The organism is Virgibacillus sp. SK37 (genome assembly GCF_000725285.1).
GTDB lineage: Bacteria > Bacillota > Bacilli > Bacillales > Amphibacillaceae > Virgibacillus_Q.
The window spans coordinates 2798898-2816204 of sequence record NZ_CP007161.1 but is presented as its reverse complement, the minus strand read 5'-3'; the positions used below and the strand labels follow the sequence as shown (position 1 = coordinate 2816204).

At 37.9% G+C, this 17307-nt stretch carries 12 protein-coding genes; 8 read left to right on the top strand and 4 right to left on the bottom strand.

Features of this window, described 5'->3' with window-relative positions:
• Positions 1–254: 254 nt before the first annotated feature.
• Positions 255–2045, bottom strand: coding sequence for a sodium:proton antiporter (locus tag X953_RS14260; RefSeq protein WP_040956190.1), 1791 nt, complete (start codon positions 2043–2045; stop codon positions 255–257).
• A 202-nt stretch (positions 2046–2247) separates the two neighbouring features.
• On the opposite strand from X953_RS14260, the gene X953_RS14255 reads away from it, so the two are divergent.
• The 5 genes from X953_RS14255 (at position 2248) to X953_RS14235 (ending at position 9799) form a co-directional block, all read left to right on the top strand.
• A complete protein-coding gene (locus tag X953_RS14255; protein WP_040956189.1) occupies positions 2248–2925 on the top strand; it encodes an HAD family phosphatase in 678 nt (225 codons plus the stop codon).
• Positions 2926–3283: 358 nt separating this feature from the next.
• Complete coding sequence (locus X953_RS14250; RefSeq protein WP_040956188.1) at positions 3284–4468, top strand: exonuclease SbcCD subunit D; 1185 nt, start codon at positions 3284–3286, stop codon at positions 4466–4468.
• A 22-nt stretch (positions 4469–4490) separates the two neighbouring features.
• Positions 4491–7583 carry an AAA family ATPase gene (locus tag X953_RS14245; protein WP_040956187.1) on the top strand — a complete coding sequence of 1031 codons (3093 nt, stop codon included), beginning with the start codon at positions 4491–4493 and terminating at the stop codon, positions 7581–7583.
• Positions 7584–7863: 280 nt separating this feature from the next.
• Positions 7864–8913, top strand: coding sequence for a tellurite resistance/C4-dicarboxylate transporter family protein (locus tag X953_RS14240; protein WP_040956186.1), 1050 nt, complete (start codon positions 7864–7866; stop codon positions 8911–8913).
• Positions 8914–9046: 133 nt separating this feature from the next.
• Complete coding sequence (locus tag X953_RS14235) at positions 9047–9799, top strand: SDR family NAD(P)-dependent oxidoreductase (protein WP_040956185.1); 753 nt, start codon at positions 9047–9049, stop codon at positions 9797–9799.
• Between the two features lie 677 nt (positions 9800–10476).
• Here the strand turns inward: X953_RS14235 and X953_RS14225 are convergent.
• From X953_RS14225 to coxB, 3 genes are all read right to left on the bottom strand, one after another.
• Positions 10477–11052 carry a cytochrome c oxidase subunit 3 gene (locus tag X953_RS14225; protein ID WP_040956183.1) on the bottom strand — a complete coding sequence of 192 codons (576 nt, stop codon included), beginning with the start codon at positions 11050–11052 and terminating at the stop codon, positions 10477–10479.
• Positions 11042–12889 carry a cbb3-type cytochrome c oxidase subunit I gene (locus X953_RS14220; RefSeq protein WP_040957135.1) on the bottom strand — a complete coding sequence of 616 codons (1848 nt, stop codon included), beginning with the start codon at positions 12887–12889 and terminating at the stop codon, positions 11042–11044. Before X953_RS14220 ends, X953_RS14225 begins: the two co-directional genes overlap by 11 nt.
• 104 nt (positions 12890–12993) lie before the next feature.
• Entirely contained in the window at positions 12994–13704 is a 711-nt protein-coding gene (gene coxB / locus X953_RS14215) for a cytochrome c oxidase subunit II (RefSeq protein ID WP_040956182.1), read from the bottom strand.
• Positions 13705–13906: 202 nt separating this feature from the next.
• Here coxB and X953_RS14210 point away from each other — a divergent pair, with 202 nt between their 5' ends.
• The 3 genes from X953_RS14210 to X953_RS14200 all read left to right on the top strand — a co-directional run bounded on the left by X953_RS14210 (position 13907) and on the right by X953_RS14200 (position 17287).
• The gene (locus X953_RS14210; RefSeq protein ID WP_052350141.1) at positions 13907–14803 is read left to right on the top strand and encodes a c-type cytochrome; all 897 of its coding nucleotides are present in this window, start codon (positions 13907–13909) and stop codon (positions 14801–14803) included.
• Positions 14804–15045: 242 nt separating this feature from the next.
• Positions 15046–15624, top strand: a complete 579-nt coding sequence (locus X953_RS14205) for a cysteine dioxygenase family protein (protein WP_052350140.1) — start codon at positions 15046–15048, stop codon at positions 15622–15624.
• 154 nt (positions 15625–15778) lie between these two features.
• Entirely contained in the window at positions 15779–17287 is a 1509-nt protein-coding gene (locus X953_RS14200; protein WP_040956181.1) for a BCCT family transporter, read from the top strand.
• The last annotated feature ends 20 nt before the right edge of the window (positions 17288–17307 follow it).

The following is a 17307-nucleotide window of genomic DNA, read 5'->3' as shown; positions in this document are numbered from 1 at the left end:
GGAATATAGAGGCTGCGTAACCGCTACGGGGAAATATTCCGCTTTCCGCGGGCGGCTGAGGCCATACCGGCGGAAAGCGTCAGCCTGAAACGCAAATCAATGGGTGCTTACTCTGTAAAATTAATTACTCCATCCACAACAAGTTAGTTCGCATTCTATCTATTTTATGACTTATTAGAAAGCCTTAATATATTTTTGAATCTATAAAAGAGCCAAAAAGCCGTTGGGAATATGTAACCTCCAACGGCTTAATATTATCCTTTCTTTAACACTACCAACTGATCGCCTTCATCTAAAACTAATCTCTTTTTTAAAGTGATAAATTGGATGTGTTTATTTTCTTTAATAATAAACAATGGGATAACATCGTGGGGGATATCATCCTTTGTTATTTTATTTTTTTCGGTAATAGGTATTTCCTGTATTGTATACCCAGTGTTAATCCTGCGGTTTAGCTCTGTGAAAATAGCCTCTTCAGCAAATAATATATGGGACTTAGCTGAATGGGAAACATTCTCTTGATCCATTCGTTTGAAATTACCTGCTGGAAGGGAGAAGGTATTGTTGTAACCGAATTCAGGTGCATATGATTGGCTGACAAGTGCATTGTACGATACATCACCTGTCATGGAAAGGATCGTTTCATATGGTGTCAAATCTACATCATACTGGGTATGTTCAGCAAGGATTTGACCATGGTATGTCGGTATTCCTTTTTCCAATGCTCCACGCAACCTTCCTCCAGAGGAATCACTAACCAAAACAGGTATTTCAAGCTTTCTTAAGTATTCTGCAAAAGCAATTGAAAAACTGCTCGCCCCAACAATTAAAACTCCCGGTGCCTCTGTATTGCCTAGCTTTAATGCCTTTGCTAAAGGGCCTAATGTAAAGCCATGGGCACATACCGTAATAAATACAAGGGCAAAGGTCAGTGCGGTAAGCATGGACGCACCTTCATGACCTTCTTCAATTAATATTGCCGCAAAGTAGCCCGACACAGTTAATGCTACAATTCCACGTGGCGCAACCCATCCAATTAAGGTTTTTTCCGCCTTGGTAAGCTCTGTACCAATTGTGGAAATCCATATTGATACAGGTCTTACAATAAATAGCATAACTAGCACAAATCCAATGATTGGTAAGGTAAACACTTCTGCAATTGTTTCTCTTGATAGAGAAGCTGTTAACAAAATGAAAATGGTTGAAGTTAAAAGAACCGATATATTTTCAACAAAATGACTGACATTTCCAATTGCTGAAACGTAACGTTTGGTTCGAGCCATTGTTAAACCCATAACTGTTACCGCAAGCATCCCTGTTTCGTGCATTACTACCTCTGCCAATGTGAAGCAGAGCAGTACAAACGCAAGTATAATTGGGGATTTCAAGTATTCAGGTAAATAGCCTTTACTCACCAAAATACTTACGAGCATTCCAATAATATAGCCAAATACAATAGCTACTAATGCGCTAAAGAAAAATTTAAGTAAATAATCGAGATGCAAATCAGATGTAGTAAGTACCTTGATTACCTCATAAGCGAAGAGTGCGAGTAGTGGACCAAAAGGATCAACAATAATCCCTTCCCATTTCAATACTGCAGCTGTTCTTGGTTTTAATTTTGCATTACGAAGTAAAGGTATAATAACTGTGGGACCAGTTACGACAAATAAACCACCGATAATAAATGATATTTCTAAGCTTAATCCAGCTATCATATTGGCGGCAAGAGCGCCTCCAACCCAAGCAAGAAAAGCTCCGAGGGTTACGATGCGGAAAACGGATTTAGATATTCCTTTTATCTCCCTGATATCTAAGCTGGAGCTGCCTTCAAATAGTACAATAGCGACCGCAAGTGAGATAAGCGGACTATATAAATCACCAAGTGCTTCCTGAGGATTCATCAATCCAAATATAGGACCGATTAACAAACCAGTAATGGACATAATCACAATTGACGGCCATTGAATTCTCCAAGCCAGCCATTGGGAAAAAATGCCCAACACGAGAATGACTACCATACTTACTAAAACTATCTCTTCCATTCCATCACCTTCGTTCATTAATATAAAATAGTTTATCAATATTTCCATTTTATGTCGAAGTAAAAGAGGTACACGATCGGCTGGTAATGTTATGGAATCAACTGCTAGCTCTATATTGAATTACTTTGAACAGGGAAGCTCTCGTAGCTATTAAGCTTATGTTAAAATGAAAATACGTATAAAAGAAAAGGAGAGATACAGGATGGCTATAGTAACTGTAGATTTTGACGGGACCCTTTATAAGGGAGATTCATTTAAAATTATGTTCCAAATTGCAAAAAAGGAGTACACAAGCAAGGAATGGATTCCTGTAGCAGCCGGATTGGGTAAAGCTGCTATTTCAGGCATATTAAAAGGGAAAAACGTTTTTAAAAAAGAGTTCTTTAAAGCATTTGCTAAGGGGTTCAGAGGTAAGACAAAGCAGGAAATGGATACCTTTTTTGAAAAGCTTGTGGAATTGGGTAAAACGGAAGTACATACAGAACTTATTGACCGAATCAAGGAGCACCAAAGCAAAGGAGATACTATTATCCTTTTGTCAGGAGCCCTACAGCCATTTTTGGAAGCATTCGTAAAGGAAGTTGATCTTAGGGATGTTCATATTATAAGCACAACCTTAACCTATTATCCAAATGGTGTGTGTACAGGTGAACTAGGTAACATAGTAAATGGGGAGGGGAAAGTAACAGAAGTAAAAAGATGGATGATGTGGGCAAAAAAAGAAGGGCGTTTATCTCAGGAAGAGCTTAATGAAATGTGGGCATATGCTGATAGTGAGACAGACATCCCGTTATTTCGTCTCGCAGACCACCCTGTAGTCGTGAATCCGAAGTCAGCAATGAAACATGTAGCTATTGAGAATGCCTGGCCACTATTTTAAAAATAGGGAGAATGTAGATTTTGTCCTATTAAAAAGATATAAATTATAAATTTCACCTAAGCAAAAAAACAATTCCTTTAAACAAATCGCCAACCATTTGAATAATTGTCCAGTTTACTTCTGGAATGGCATTGTCTATGCTAGAAAATATAATTCATAGTCTGAGCCGGTCTGTGCCAGATCGGCTGAATAATCACCTAAGTTAACATTCCATAGTGGCTCCGCTTCCACGCTATTCCATTAATCTCCTAATACAAACACAACTTAAATAAAAAGATTGCATGTTACAATAGAAAAAACTATGAATCTGTTCACTTAGTAGATCTGAAATGGCTATAAAATAAGAGGGGGATATTCCATGAAATTTTTTCATACTGCAGATTGGCACTTGGGTAAGCTGGTTCAAGGTATTTACATGACAGAGGACCAAGACTACATATTGCAGCAATTTATCAATGCGGTGGAAGAGGAAAAGCCGGATGCGGTAATAATTGCAGGAGATCTATATGATAGAGCTGTGCCACCTACAGAAGCGGTACATCTGTTGGATGAGGTACTAGATACAATTGTATTAAAGTTAAAAACACCTATTTTAGCTATTGCCGGGAACCATGATAGTCCAAGTCGGCTGCATTTTGGCAGTAAGATCATGAGAGACAATGGCTGTCATATTGTTGGGAATTTCACGAGTGATCCTAAGCCCGTTGTATTACACGATGAGCATGGCGAAGTCCATTTTCATTTAATCCCATATTGTGACCCCAGTGTGGTGAGGAATACTTTTCAGGATGAAAATATCCGCTCCCATAATGATGCGATGGAGAAAATTGTGCAGCAAGTTACCTCTACAAGGCAGAAAGAAGCTCGTCATGTTTTTGTAGGTCACGCATTTGTTACTCCATATGGTGTAGAGGAAGAAAACACAAGTGATTCAGAACGACCACTGTCCATTGGTGGATCTGAATATGTGGACGCAAAGCATTTTGCTGATTTTCACTACACCGCACTAGGCCACTTGCACCAGGCGCATTTCGTAACAAGTGAGACGATTCGGTATGCTGGTTCACCTCTAAAATATTCTATTTCTGAAGAAAATCATAAGAAAGGTTTCCATATTGTGGAGATGGATGGAGATGGGCACGTTCAAGTGGAAAAACGCCTGCTTTCACCTAGAAGAGATATGCGTACGATAGAGGGTACGTTGGAAGAACTTCTTATGTTGCCTGTCAGTGAAGATTATGTATTTGTTAAGCTCATGGATGAGACACCTGTACTTTCTCCAATGGAAAAAATCCGTTCCGTGTTTCCAAATGCGATGCATGTAGAACGTAAAAACTATTTGCTATCTCCTGCGGAAGAAATGAATGAAAATACAGTGCGGACGCAAATGAGTGACCTGGAGCTTTTTAGAGCATTTTACAAAGAAGTAAAAGGGACAGAAGTTGGAGAAGAGACGGAAGCTATTTTTAAAGAAGTTCTTAATGATCTGTTAAAAGAAGAGAATGAAACAGCAACTGAAATAAAAGAATATATTACCAAGTAACTTATATTTGGGGGGATTTGTTATGAAGCCATTAAAATTAACGATGACGGCATTTGGGCCGTATAAGAGAACGGAGATTGTTGATTTTAACGAATTAGAAGATAATCGTTTATTTGTTATTTCCGGCAATACCGGGGCAGGAAAAACAACAATCTTTGACGCCATTTGTTTTGCTTTATATGGAAGTGCAAGTGGACAAGACAGGGAAAACACCTTGATGTTACGAAGTGATTTTGCTGAAGATGATACACATACTGCGGTTGAATTGCTTTTTGAATTAAAAGGTCGTTATTACCGGGTTCTTCGTCAGCTTGGTCATGTTAAAAAAGGAAACAAATCCAAAACAGGGGATCGCTTTGAATTCTATGAACAAGTGGAAGAAAGAGAGATTCCTTGCGTAGACAGGCAAATTGTTTCGGAAATAGATAAAAAGATAGAGATGTTAATTGGGCTTACTCAGGATCAGTTCAAACAAATCGTTATGCTTCCCCAAGGAGAGTTTCGAAAGTTATTGACTTCGCAAACTGAAAATAAAGAAGAGATTTTAAGGAGACTTTTTAAAACACAAACCTATCAACATATCAGTGAACGGTTACGTATACGAAAAAGCAAAGTGGAGGAAGCGTATAATAAAGCAGTGCAAACCAGAGATACATATATTCAGCATATTAGTGCTACGCTCCCTTTTCGAGAAGATGCACAACTTTTTCAGGTCTTGGGTGAAGCGCATTTTAATGAAAATCAAGTTGTAGCTGGTTTAGAAAAAGAAATTGAGTTTTACGAGGAACGGATTAAACAAGATGAGGAAACATATGAACAGGCGTACAAGCTACATGCACAAAAACAGGTAGAATTTTCCCGTGCGGAAGCAATTAATAAGCAGTGGGAAGAACTGTCAGACAAAGAGGCTCAATGGAAGGAATTGCAGGAAAAAGCACCTCAATATGAAGAAAAGGAAAATAAACTTCAACAAGCTGAACGGGCTACACATATTTATCCATATGAAAAACAACGTGTTGATTTAAAGAGAGATTATCAACAGAAAGAACAAACACTGCAACAAGCCCAAAACGCAGAACAAATTGCTGCTAAAAAAGTAGAGGAATCTCTTGCTTCTTTTCAAAAGGAAGAAGGTAACCAAGGGGAACGGGAAGCGCTTCGGAAAAAGCTTGATCAGTTATATGAGTTTTTGCCAATTGTACAAGAAATAGATCAAACAAAGCGATTATTACAGCAACAAAAGCAAGATGGAAAGCAGATAGCCGAAAAAATTAAAGAAGCTACTGCAAAACATCAGCAGTATAAAAATAAGCGAGATTCTTACAGAAATGAGATAAAGGTATTAGATCAATCCCCAAACGAGTTAGTAAAAAAGAACAATCAACGAAATGAAATGTTGAATCAATATAAATTGGTTGAAGAGTTTATTGAGACGAAAAATAAACAGGTGAAATTGGAAGAGGAAGTCCAACAAAAGCAAACTAATTATGAAATGAGAAAGAAAAAATATGAGAAAATAGAAAATACGTGGCTGAATGGTCAAGCAAGCATACTTGCAAGCCATCTCCATGAAGGTGAAGCTTGTCCCGTTTGCGGAAGTGAGCACCATCCGAACAAAGCAGCTGATGAAGAAGCTAGTGTAACAAAAGAGGAGTTGGAGAATGCTCGCAAGGAACTTGAAAAAATAGATGAAATTTATCGCACCAGTGTTGCCGATTGGAAAGCTGTTAAAGCACAGTATGAAAAAAGAGCTGCAGATTTATCTGAAATTAATATTCCTGTAAATGAGGCGGAAGAAGCAAAGGAAACTATTTTGCAACAGGGCCGCCAACTAAAAAAGGATATTATAAATTTGGAAGCTGCAACAGAGAAAGTTAAACAGCTAAAAGAAGAGTTGGAAAAAACGGAGCAACATATTGAACAGGTAACCGAACAGGAAGAGAAGCTGGAGAAACAATACCAGGAATTAAATGAAAAATATAATACTACTTATGCAGTTTATCAAGAACGCATTGGTAAAATCCCTGAACAAATTCGGCAGCTTTCTGAACTAAGACAAGCTATTACCGAGGCCGAAAAGAAAAAAGAGAAAATGGAAGAAGCGTGGGATAAGGTTCAGCGAGAGCTTCAGAAGGCGAAAGAAGAGCAGACGAAGGTAAATACGGATTTAATCCATGCAACAAATCAACTTGAAGAGACAAAGAGAAAGCAACTAGACGCTGAACGTGAATGGAACAATGCGCTTGACCAAGCAGGTTTTATAGACACAAAAGCGTATGAAGAGGCGAAGATGTCGGAAATTGCTCGTAAAGAAGCAAAGCGGGAGATCGAAGAATACAAACAGAAACGGGTAACCCTCCAATATCGAGTAGATGAATTGAAAGCAGCATTGAAGGACAAAAAGCAATTGGATCTTTCTTTGCTTGAAGCTCAACTTCAAGAGCTTAAAAGCGCTTATGAAACAGCACTGAAAACAGTACAACAGACAAAAGAATGGTATAAGGAAGCGCAACAACTTAAAGAAAATATATTAAAATCAAATGAACAAGTTCGAAAGATAGACCAACAACTGGGTACAGTTTCTGATTTGTTTAATGTTGTTCGTGGACAAAATGACCGTAAAATATCATTCGAACGATATTTGCAAATTGAATACCTCGAACAAATTATTGATGTTGCGAATCAGCGTTTGCGGAGGTTATCCAATGGACAATTTCAACTAATTCGCAGTGACCGGCAGGAATCACACGGAAGACAAAGCGGATTAGCCCTCGATGTTTATGATGCTTATACTGGCCAAACAAGGGATGTGAAATCATTATCTGGAGGAGAAAAATTTAATGCTTCGCTATGTCTAGCACTCGGTATGTCAGATGTTATCCAGAGTTTTCAAGGAAATATAACGATTGACACGATGTTTATTGATGAGGGATTTGGTACGTTGGATGAAGAATCACTTAATAAGGCAATAGATACATTAGTTGATTTACAACAGTCAGGCAGAATGATTGGAGTTATCTCACATGTACAGGAACTAAAAGCAATTTTCCCTGCAATACTGGAAGTGAAAAAAACTAAAGAAGGCTCAAGTGAAACTGCTTTTGTTTTAAAGTAATCGTACAATCGCAACTCGCATTCATTTTTTTACAGAAATGAAGCAACCTATAATTAAAGGAGGTTGTTTTAATGAGTGATAAAAATAAAAAGAAGAAAAACAAGAGTAAGCAAGAGTTGAATGATATGAAGGATGATAAAAAATACAAACAAAATCGTCCGCCAAGATAACGTTAGTTTAGAAGGGAGGTCAGTGCATACTGACCTCCCTTCTATGCTTAACGTTAACTTAAATATGTTAATCTAATAGAGGAAACCAGTTAAGAGAAAAAGGAGGGTGTATGGTGATTCCGTTTATAACAAGAAAAGCGCAACATCTATTTCCAGGTTACTTTGCGTTAGTTATGGCAACTGGTGCTTTATCGATCGGCTCTTATATGTTAGGGTATTTGCTTTTTTCCAATATATTATTAGCGATTAATACTGTTGCGTATGCGGTATTATGGGTGTTGACGATTATACGTATTCTTTTTTACTTCCAAAATATTATTCAAGACGTAACTCACCATATGAAGGGGCCAGGTTTCTTTACATTAGTGGCAGGCACCTCCGTCTATGGGAGCCAAATAATTATAGTCGGCCACAGTCATCTAATGTCACAAGCTTTATGGATTGTTGCCATCGTTCTTTGGGTTATTATTATGTATACTTTTTTTACAGCTGTCACGATTCGGAAAGAAAAGCCAACCATTGAGGAAGGGATTAATGGAGCGTGGCTGATCGCATCTGTGGCTACACAGTCCGTATCTATTTTAGGAACATTGCTCTCTCCCTATATGGCTGGACAAACAAGAGAGGGTGTATTGTTTTTCACCTTAGCTATGTACTTTCTTGGCTGTATGCTATATCTGAATATAATTACATTGATCTTTTACCGTTTTACCTTTGTGAAGTTTAAGTTTGAAGCATTAACACCCCCATACTGGATTAACATGGGTGCTGTAGCTATAACTACCTTAGCAGGCTCCACATTGATACTCCATGCGGATTTATGGCAGCTGCTTGACCAAATCACTCCCTTTTTAAAAGGATTTACATTATTCTTTTGGATAACAGGAACATGGTGGATCCCTCTATTGTTTATATTAATGATCTGGCGACACGTTATTAATCAACATCCGATTAGTTATGAGCCGCAATACTGGGGAATGGCCTTTCCATTGGCTATGTATATGACAAGTACATATCAATTTTCTAAAGCAGTAGAAGTAGAATTTCTCATGTTTGTTCCTCACATTATGTTTTATATTGCTATCGCTGCATGGTTATTTGGATTTATAGGCCTGCTTCACAGCTTATGGATGGAATTGAAAGGGAAAAGTTACTTATAAAACTAGGTTTAAGAAATAAACAATTGGTAAAAATATAGTAGTCTAATCAAAGGGACATAATAATTTAACATTAAATAGTTTAGTGATAAAATATAATAGAATTGTTTATTTCAGTATTAAAGGAGTGTTTTTAATGGGAAGATTAGATAATAAAGTAGCTATAGTTACCGGTGCAGGTGGCGGACAAGGTAAATCAGAAGCATTACTTTTTGCGAAAGAAGGAGCAAAAGTAGTTGTAACTGACGTACAAGAAGACAAAGTAAAAGAAGTAGTAGAAGAAATTAAAAGCAATGGTGGAGAAGCAATTGGATTTTTCCATGATGTTTCCAGTGAAGATGGCTGGAAGGAAGCAGTTGAAAAAGCTGTAGAAGAATTTGGGAAAATTGATGTACTTGTCAACAATGCAGGTATTACTATTCAAAAACCTATGCATGAAACTACTGTAGCAGAATGGGATAAAATTATGAATATCAATCTTACTGGTACATTCCTTGGTATGAAGCATGTTGTTCCAGTTATGCAAAAAAATGGGGGAGGAAGTATTGTTAATATCTCTTCAACTTCAGGTTTAACTGGTGGTGGCGGTGCAAGCCCTTATACTGCTTCTAAAGGTGCAGTGAGAATGCTTTCCAAAGCTGCAGCAGTTGACTATGCAAAAGACAGAATCCGTGTAAATTCTGTACACCCTGGTATCATTATCACTCCAATGACAGAAAAAATGTTCCAAGATGAGCAAATGAGTAACTGGGCTCATTCTGTAACACCACTTCCAGACCTTGGTGATCCAGATGACGTAGCATATGGTGTATTATACCTAGCTTCCGATGAAGCGAAATTTGTTACAGGTATTGAATTACCAATCGAAGGTGGATATACAGCTAAATAATGAAAAAGAAAACTGCCGGCAAACATTTGCCCGGCAGTTTTTTAATGCTTTAAAATGGGTTTAAAATATATATTTGGTTATTCAGTGATTCGCAACATGGATAAACTGCGAAATAGTTAAGAATATAGAGGCTGCGAAAATCATCGCTACGGGGAAATATTCCGCTTTCCGCGGGCGGCTGCTGAGCCTCCTCACGCTACGCGTTCCGGGGTCTCATCGAGGCCTCTCCTCCCGCAGGAGTCTCCATATTTCCCCTTCGCTAAGTTGCATGCCTCAAAGCTATTAAAGATAGGAGCTACTTATTCAATTTTTAAATACCTTAAATTAGTCAATAGCACATACCAATTGATTATAATGGAAGATGACGACTCCTGTCGGAATAGCATGAGCTGAAGACCCTGCACGGAGCGTAGCGGAGGAAGCGGCTGAAGCCATGCCGGCGGAAAGCGTTCATCTGGAATGGAAATCAATGGTGATAGATGATCTGCTAAGGATGTTTAGCCCCATGACCCTGCTACAGGTTAAATATTTTCACACCTTCGAGCTCAAGAAAGATGTGTATTTTTTTGAATCGAGAGTTTGTAGCCCTATCAAGTTAGTTCGCATTTTCCTCTTACTATAAACATACGAGATCACGTTTGGCCCGCAACTTTTACAATAGAATCTTTATAAAGCCACTATATCAAATACCTTACATATACGATTACAAGAATAAACACCCAGACTACATCTACAAAATGCCAGTAGTAGGAAAAGGTTTTAAATTTCTCCATGTACAGAGAATATGGAATAGCCCGCTTGAGTTGAATAAATAGAATAGCCATCCAAGCACAACCAAAGGCTACGTGGCTGGCATGCAATCCGACAAGCACATAATAAGAACTGAGAAAGGAGCTAGTACTTAATGTATATCCCTCTCCGACATACTTAGAAAATTCACGAATCTCCAACCCCAAGAAAATTAAACCGAATAAAAGAGTAATTCCCAGCCATGGTAGAAGCTTTTTAAGTTGTTTACCCTCAAGCCCACGTTCAGCTAGCCACAGTGTTCCACTACTCGATAACAAGAAAATGGAAGAAATGATTACACTTTTAGCTTCGAAGACCTTAGAAGGATGCGGCCCCTCTGAAGAAGGGGTGAATACCAAATAGGTTGCAAACAGGGTGAGAAACATAATTGCTTCGACAAAAAGATAGATAAAAAAACCAATTTGTTTATCTTTAAAAAGGGTAGCTTCATAATTATTCATCATCTGTCTGCTCCTTTCCGTAATGCTCTGCTCTCTCATCATGGAATGCTCTGATGACAAAGAAGCTGAATACACCTGCTCCTAATATAATTGCTGGCACGTACCATTTGTAAATCATACAAAAAGACATGAAGCCTAAGGTGATTGTCATAAGAAAAGGAAGTATGGAATCTCTTGAAATAGGACTAGCTCGGTGTTCTTTTGTTGTTTTGATTCTTTCCCTACGCAATTTTGCATACCAAAAGGGGTCCGTTTCTTCCACAAATGGCATGGGGGTAAATGTATGTTCTGGAGAAGGCGAACCTACTGTCCACTCCAGTGTTCGTCCATCCCATGGATCATTACCAACTTTTTCCCCTTTTTTATGTGTCTTAAATAAATTATAAAAGAAAAATAGCATACTTATTCCCATAGTAAATGCACCAATTGTACTTAATAAGTTGGTAATTTCTAAGCCTTCCCCTACCCTAAACGTATAAACTCTTCGGGGCATTCCATTCAACCCTGAGATATGCATTGGAAAGAAGGTTAGATGAAAGCCGATAAGAAATAACCAAAAATGCCACTTTCCCAGTTTTTCATCAAGTACAAAACCTGTGATTTTAGGATAATAATAATAGATTCCTGCAAATATACCCAGGATAGTGGAAGCGATAATTACATAGTGAAAATGGGCGACAACGAAATGGGAATCATGAAACTGAAAGTCAGCTGCTGAGACTGACAGCATAACACCCGTTACACCACCCATAACAAAGGATGGAATAAATCCCAGTGAGAACAACATAGGAGTTGTGAATCTTAATACACCACCTCGCATTGTAAATAGCCAGTTAAATACTTTGATTCCTGTTGGTACGGCAATTGCCATCGTGGTGATTGCGAATATTGTGTTAGTTACTGGGCCGAGACCGACGGTAAACATATGATGTACCCAAACCATAAAGGATAAAAATCCAATTAGCACAATGGAGAGAACCATTGCTGGATAACCAAAAACGCGCTTCTTGGAGAATGTTGATATGATATCAGAGAAAATACCAAAGGCTGGCAATGCAAGAATATACACTTCGGGATGACCAAAAATCCAGAATAGATGCTGCCAATACACAGGGTCACCATCAGGGCCGTGGAAAAACTTTGTTCCAAACATGCGATCAAACATGAGCAAATAGAGGCCGATAGCTAAAACGGTAAACGCTACAAGTATTAAAAAAGCTGTAATCAGAGTTGCCCATGTAAATAATGGCATTCTAGTGAATTTCATGCCAGGTGCGCGCATTCTTACAATCGTTACGATTAAATTGAGTGCTGTAAAAATGGTCCCTAAACCGGAAATTTGTAAACTGAAAACATAAAAGTCTGATCCAACCCCAAGGGTGAAAAGAGAAGTAGACAACGGGGCATATCCTGTCCAGCCTATTGCTGGTGCACTATTTAAAAAGAATGCAATATTAAACAGCATACCACCTGTGAAAAATAGCCAAAATCCGACTGCATTTAAAAATGGAAATGCCAAATCACGAGCGCCAATTTGTAATGGTACAGCAATGTTCATTAAGCCCAGTAGCATGGGAGTTGCTGCGAAAAAAATCATCATCGTTCCATGTGTAGTAAATACTTCATTGTATTTTTCGAATTGAAATACCCAGAAATCGTTATTAGGTACTGCCAGCTGGGAACGGATAAACAATGCATCTATTCCGGCCCTAAGGAAAAATATGAAGCCAAATAGTATGTATAAGGTACCGATTTTACGATGATTTGTTGTCCGCATAAATTCCCAAATGACTGGCAACTTTTTATATTTAAGGACGGAGATTACAACAATACCGCCCATAATAATGGTAAAAACCCATGCAGCTATAACATCTGAGGGGATAAATAGAGAATTACCAAAGATTGATAGATTCATGACCCACACTCCTTACTTGTACATTTTTGTTAATCTTCATTTTCTTGATTACTTGACTGTTTAAGATATTGATTATATTTCTCCATCGAAACAACCTTCACGTCAAACGTCATATTCGCGTGTTGAATACCACAAAATTCTGCACACTTTCCATCATATTCGCCTATCTCTGCATTCTTAATAACATAGATAAGTTCTTTATTTGGAATAACATCTACTTTTCCTGCCAATTCAGGTATCCAAAAAGAATGGATAACATCCTTAGATGATAGATGAAAAGTAATATCTTTGTTTTCAGGAATAATTAATTCATTATGAACTGTTTTACTGTTTTTGTGTTCAAACGTCCACCTGAATTGCTCCGCAGTCACGTTAATATGAATCCCGTTTGTGTTCGTTTCAGCTTCCGTCTTTGGTGATTGGTCAAAAGTAATCTTTAATGTTGGAACAGCAAGAACGGCAAGCAGTATAAATGGAATAATTGTCCAGGTTAATTCATATTTTAAGTTTCCTTTTATGTCTTGGGGTATAAATTCTGATTTCTTTTCTGTATAACGATATCTGATCACAAAACGGGTAAACAGGATAAAAACAACAAGCAAAACAATTGCCATTATTGCTAAACTGAACCAAATTAAGTAGGCTTGTTCTTTCCCTGTAGAGCTTTTTGGATCGAGTACCGTAATACTCTGGCAGCCTGCAAGCAAGATTATAAAAGGAAGTATAGTTATCTTTTTCATTCCACTTCGCTCCCTTCGGATATGTAATTCTTATAGAATATTGCGCTCTAAATCCCTACCCTTGTTGTTTAAAAATTAAACTTAAGAATAATTGGGAGGAAACATGTGAGATATAATAAAAAGTTATCCAAATATATGTTAGTAAACAGAATGAGTTGGGTATTGGTAAAATAGTTACTTTGGCAAGGAAGGGTGATTATGTTTGTTTAAGGAAAAATATGTATGGCTATTATTTATTTCATTAACCTTACTAACTGTCGCATGTAGTAACCAGGCTCGGAGTGAAGGGGAAATGTATGACGCAAACCAAATACGTGAGGAATTAAGCCAGCTGGATCCAAACAGTGATGTAATATATGGAAAAGAAATTTTTGATGATACAAAGGCAGTGGTACCAGATCATGTTGGAAATGAGCTTTCTTGTTTAAGTTGTCATGGGGATGGTGGTCTTGCACCCAACTCTCCAATGGTTGGCATTACAGAAAAGTTTCCCAAAATGCGACGAGGCAAGTTGACTACGATTGAGGATAGAATAAACGGTTGTTTTGTTCGTAGTATGAACGGAGATAAATTAGACGAAAACAGTAGAGAGATGAAAGCAATGGTTGCTTATTTTGAATTTATATCGAAAAATGTTGAATCAAAAGAGGACATTACATGGAGAATGAATAATGATAAAAAGAAAGTTCCTGAACCTAATCTTACTAATGGGGCAAGATTGTTTGTTGAGAAAAATTGTGTATCCTGTCATGCCACTGATGGGTCTGGGACAAGTGACCAAACAGGGCCTGCGTTATGGGGGGACGGTTCATTTAATGAAGCTGCTGGAATGACAAAGATTGAAAAAGCGACTGGATTTATCCAAAATAACATGCCGAAGGGTCAGGAAGAAACCTTAACAGATCAGGAGGCAGCGGATATTGCAGCATTTCTTCTGTCTCATGAACGACCATCAGGCGATCCGGATGAATTGACAGATTACCATCTTGATCCAAGTCGTTCCTATATTACGAAAGAGCGCAGGGAAAAAATCAGAAATGGATCTTTTGATTGGACTTCACTGGATGTCATCATTCCTAAAGAAAAGCAAAAGGACTAACATTTTGGCACCTATAAAAATCTCTATAAGACATATCATTACTTTGCATTTTTTATACCGACATATTCTGCACATTACTCAAGGGTTATGATGAAAATTAATTTAAAAACTTTCTGGAAAGTATTGATTTTTCTTGCTATTTAATAGAACCTATAGGTAGTAACTTGTAAGATAATGATGCAAGCAATCTAATCTTGATTGCTTTACTTACAAAATTAAATACTTACATGGGAGTGCAGAATTTGGCCAGTTTAAAAACGTATAGTCTAAAAGAATTTGTACAGGATATGACAAGGTTGGTAGAGGACAACATAGAAGAAGCGACCCTTGTGAATAGCACAGAGGGGTTAGTCGGTGAATTAATTAAAACGAATGATTGGTTGCCTAACTCAGTTTATCAAGTAAATGAGAATGGATATACAAGACATTCTTTATATCGCGACCCTGAAAATCGCTTTGAAGTCTTGGCGTTGGGTTGGAAAGCCGGTCAGAAAACTCCACTTCACGATCATGATGGTACCTGGGGAGTTGAAGGGGTAGTAACCGGTATGATGAAAGTCAAAAATTTCGTGCGGAATGAGGAGGAAGAAGGCGAATATGTGAAGTTGATACCTGCTGGAACAGTACGACTAAACGAGCATAGCACCGGTGAATTATTACCACCTGCAGATTGTCATATACTTGAATCTGTTGGGGAGAAAATGGCGGTGACCATTCATGTTTATGGAAAGCAACTGACTAAATTTCGTCTTTTCCAATTACAGAATGATCGGACCTACAAAGTGAAATGGGTAAAGGTTGGTTATACAAAAGAATATTAGGAATGTTTGGCAGATAAGACATATTACTTGTCTGCCTTTATTTTTAACTATAAACTGAAACAGTTGCTTAATTCACAAAATAGTGCCTATACATATTTTGTGAATACTGGAGGAAAATAATTAAAACACTATTCGTCGGAAAGGAGAGATAGAATTGAAAAGAGCTACATCAGTCTTTTATATATCTGCCTCCATTATTACAGTAATGGTTATACTCGGAGCAATTATGCCTGACGCCTTTCAAGCAATGACAACAAATATCAAATCGTTTATCGCCACCTCTTTTGGATGGTATTATCTGATAATTGTTACGGCAATTACGTTAGTATGTATGTTTCTATTAATTAGTCCTATTGGGAAGATAAAATTAGGAAAACCAGATGAAAAACCTGAATTTTCTCGACCAACCTGGATTGCTATGCTATTTAGTGCTGGTATGGGCATCGGGCTCGTCTTTTATGGTAGTGCGGAACCGCTGAGCCATTACGCTCTCAGTTCACCTACTGGAGAAACCGGAACAAACCAAGCGATTAAGGATGCCTTACGGTTTACGTTTTTCCATTGGGGAATTCATGCGTGGAGCATTTACGGGATAGTAGCATTAGTGTTGGCCTATTTTAATTTTAGAAAGGATGAACCTGGTTTAATCAGTGCTACATTACGCCCGGTTTTAGGAGATAGAGTCAAAGGAGCTACTGGTAGAGTGGTTGATATTATTGCAGTAGTCGCCACTGTTCTTGGTGTTGCGACTACATTAGGCTTTGGGGCTGTACAAATAAATGGAGGATTATCTTTTCTTTATGACATTCCGGTAACTATTGGAGTTCAGTTTATAATCATCGCAATCGTAACCGTTTTGTTTATGATCTCTGCTTGGTCAGGTCTTGGTAAAGGAATAAAATATTTAAGTAATGCCAACATGGGTCTTGCTACTATTTTACTTTTACTAATCTTTATATTTGGACCAACCATTTTCATTCTTAATTTATTTACAGACACGATAGGTACGTATATACAATCCTTGCCGAAAATGAGTTTTCGAATTGCACCACTCGATTCTGAAGCTCATCAGTGGATAAATGATTGGACACTCTTTTACTGGACATGGTGGATCTCATGGTCTCCATTTGTTGGTGTATTCATTGCCCGAGTTTCACGAGGAAGGTCGATACGGGAATTCATATTAAATGTATTGTTTGTTCCTTCAATTGTTAGTTTTTTCTGGTTTGCTGCATTTGGTGGTGCTGCCATCAAGGTAGAAAATTCAGGGTTAGCAAACATTTCTTCGCTTGCAACAGAAGAGGTTCTGTTCGGTATGTTTGAACATTATCCGGCAGGTTTAATTGCGTCCATTATTGCTATGCTATTGGTAGCAACCTTCTTCATTACGTCTGCAGACTCTGGGACATTTGTACTTGGGATGATGACAACAAACGGTTCTCATTCGCCAAGTAATCAGATTAAGATTGTATGGGGAGTATTATTATCAGCCGCATCAGTTGTACTATTATACTCTGGTGGATTACAGGCACTTCAAAATATGATGATAATTGCTGCTTTACCATTTTCCATCATTATGGCATTGATGATCGTCAGTCTATTTAAGTCCTTATCTGATGAAGCAAAGCAGATAGAGGTAATGAAGAAAAAGAAAAAACAATAAAGAATAAGAAGGAATGTATA

What these genes read in the sequence shown, in the direction of transcription:
- X953_RS14255 (WP_040956189.1), top strand. Translation starts at nt 2,248, where the DNA reads ATGGCTATAGTAACTGTAGATTTTGACGGGACCCTTTATAAGGGAGAT.
- X953_RS14250 (WP_040956188.1), top strand. Translation starts at nt 3,284, where the DNA reads ATGAAATTTTTTCATACTGCAGATTGGCACTTGGGTAAGCTGGTTCAA.
- X953_RS14220 (WP_040957135.1), bottom strand. Translation starts at nt 12,889, where the DNA reads ATGGGCGGTATTGTTGTAATCTCCGTCCTTAAATATAAAAAGTTGCCA.
- X953_RS14260 (WP_040956190.1), bottom strand. Translation starts at nt 2,045, where the DNA reads ATGGAAGAGATAGTTTTAGTAAGTATGGTAGTCATTCTCGTGTTGGGC.
- coxB (WP_040956182.1), bottom strand. Translation starts at nt 13,704, where the DNA reads ATGAAAAAGATAACTATACTTCCTTTTATAATCTTGCTTGCAGGCTGC.
- X953_RS14240 (WP_040956186.1), top strand. Translation starts at nt 7,864, where the DNA reads ATGGTGATTCCGTTTATAACAAGAAAAGCGCAACATCTATTTCCAGGT.
- X953_RS14245 (WP_040956187.1), top strand. Translation starts at nt 4,491, where the DNA reads ATGAAGCCATTAAAATTAACGATGACGGCATTTGGGCCGTATAAGAGA.
- X953_RS14235 (WP_040956185.1), top strand. Translation starts at nt 9,047, where the DNA reads ATGGGAAGATTAGATAATAAAGTAGCTATAGTTACCGGTGCAGGTGGC.
- X953_RS14225 (WP_040956183.1), bottom strand. Translation starts at nt 11,052, where the DNA reads ATGATGAATAATTATGAAGCTACCCTTTTTAAAGATAAACAAATTGGT.